At 72.2% G+C, this 2,017-nt stretch carries 3 protein-coding genes; 1 reads left to right on the forward strand and 2 read right to left on the reverse strand.

Features of this window, described 5'->3' with window-relative positions:
• The coding region (locus tag AB0M20_RS40420; protein WP_364306468.1) for a DUF881 domain-containing protein at positions 1 to 530 on the forward strand (530 nt) is incomplete at its 5' end.
• A gap of 159 nt (positions 531 to 689) precedes the next feature.
• On the opposite strand, the gene AB0M20_RS40425 is transcribed toward AB0M20_RS40420, so the two are convergent.
• Positions 690 to 824 carry a hypothetical protein gene (locus AB0M20_RS40425; RefSeq protein WP_364306470.1) on the reverse strand — a complete coding sequence of 45 codons (135 nt, stop codon included), beginning with the start codon at positions 822 to 824 and terminating at the stop codon, positions 690 to 692.
• A gap of 196 nt (positions 825 to 1,020) precedes the next feature.
• Complete coding sequence (locus AB0M20_RS40430; RefSeq protein WP_364306472.1) at positions 1,021 to 1,509, reverse strand: hypothetical protein; 489 nt, start codon at positions 1,507 to 1,509, stop codon at positions 1,021 to 1,023.
• Positions 1,510 to 2,017 lie beyond the last annotated feature (508 nt).

Below are 2,017 nucleotides of genomic sequence, written 5' to 3' on the forward strand. Positions count from 1 at the left end.
ACCGGGAAGAGGCCCGCGGGGCCGAGGTCGACGCGCCCCTGAAGGAGGCCCGGCAGCGGGCCGACAGCCGGCAGGCCGCGGCCGGGTTCACCGCACTGCGCGGCCCGGGCCTCACGGTGGTGCTGAACGACTCGTCGAGGCGGGCCGGCGACGGCGGGCCGAACGATCCGCGGAACGACGATCTCGTTGTCCACCAGGGCGATGTGCAGGCCGTGGTGAATGCGCTGTGGGCCGGCGGGGCCGAGGCGATGACGATCATGGACATCCGCGTCGTCAGCACGAGCGCCGTACGATGCGTCGGCAACACGCTGCTTCTGCACGGTCAGGTCTTCTCCCCACCGTTCAAGATCACGGCAATCGGCGAACCCCCAGCACTGCATCGAGCGTTGGAGTCCGCGAAGGGCGTCCAAGAGTTCAAGACTGCGGTCGCCGACTTCGGACTCGGGTATCAGGAAACCACCGAGAGGAACGTGACAGTGGGGGCGTACGACGGGTCGAGCGACCTACGGACCGCTCGGGCGGCGCAGTGAGCGGTCCGCCCGAGTTTGCCGAGGGTGTGCCCAATTCGGGCCGCCACAGGGCACCGGACGGCGACGCCCAGACGGCTTACATTCCGCGACTGAGCGACGCCGCTCCGGATGGGGTTCCCGGAGGGCCGCTGGACCCGCCCGTCGGCCTGGGCCAGTCGATCACTCCCCCTCCCGCTCGTGCTTCCACCCCTCCCGGCCCTGCTTCCGGTCCTTCGGCGAGCTCACCCTCGTCGGCTCCGGGTGCGGCATCGCCGGCACGCGCTGCGGCGGGCGCGGCTTCGTCAGCGTCGGCACCTTCTTCTGCCTCGGATTCCTCCGCAGCTCCTTCTGCTTCCGGTGCGGCGCCGGCTACAGCTTCTCCCGCGGAGGAGAAGGCGTCGCCTGCGCACGATGGGGCTCCTTCCGCGCCCGTTGCGGCACCGTCCGCAGCCGGTGGGATCTCACCTACGCCGGTCTCGGCTGCACCTGCTCTGCGGCCCGCTACGCCGGCTCAGGCCGCTCGCCTGGCCGCGGATGGGGCAACCGGTTCACCCGCCGACACCGCGGTACTCAACGGCGATGAGCCCGCGGTCGGCAGCCGATGGCGGGCGGCGCTGCGCGCGAATGCGGCGGGCAAGGCCGCGGCGAGCGGCCGTCGTTCCTTGAACGGCTCGGGCCGATCGTCAACTTCCGCGCCGACCACGTCGATACCGGCGGCAGCTCCTCTCGTGGTCGTCGCCGGCCGATCGCAGCCGCCGCCTCCAACGCCAGGCCCGGCCACCGGACCAAGCCCGGCCACCGGACCAAGCCCGGCCACCGCACCGAACCCGGCCGTCGGGCCGAACTTGACCGCCACGCCGAACCCGGTTCCCAAGCCGAGCCCGCTCGCTGAGCCGAGCCCGCTGTTCACACCGAACGCGGCCGCCACACCGAACCCCATCGCCGCGCTGAGCCCAGCCACCACGCCGAACCCGGCCGTCGGGCCGTGGTCGACCACCACGCCGAGCTCAGCCGCCGGACCCGGCTCCGCGGCTGGGCCGAGCTCAACCGCCCGGCCGGACGCGAACGCAGGTCAGACACCGGACCTCGTCTGGGCTGAAGGTCGGGCTCGCGAGCCCATCGGGAGCGCCCAGGTCGAGAGTCTGCGGCCTGCCGGCGCTGGTCCGCCAGGCAACGCACCCGAGCCAAGCGCCACGCCAGGACGGTCTGAAAGCGCAAGCCACCCGCCGAGCCTCGGCCCGAGCGGACACCCGGAACAGGCCCCTAACCCGGCAAGCGACTCCCCTGGCGGTGATTCCACCAGGAGTGACGTGCCGAGCAGTGCCGCGCCCAGCAGCGAGCTTTCGAGCAGCGACCTGCCAAGCGGTGGCACGCCGGCTCAACGTGCCGGCGATGTCACCGGATCAGACCCAGCCGATCAGAACGGGCACGGCGGTCGGCGGTCACGTGGGGTAGAAGGACGACGGGGTCTTCCGGAGGCCCGAGCTGACGTGCCTGGTGGTGTCCGC

Source organism: Actinoplanes sp. NPDC051633, from assembly GCF_040681735.1.
Taxonomy (GTDB): domain Bacteria; phylum Actinomycetota; class Actinomycetes; order Mycobacteriales; family Micromonosporaceae; genus Actinoplanes.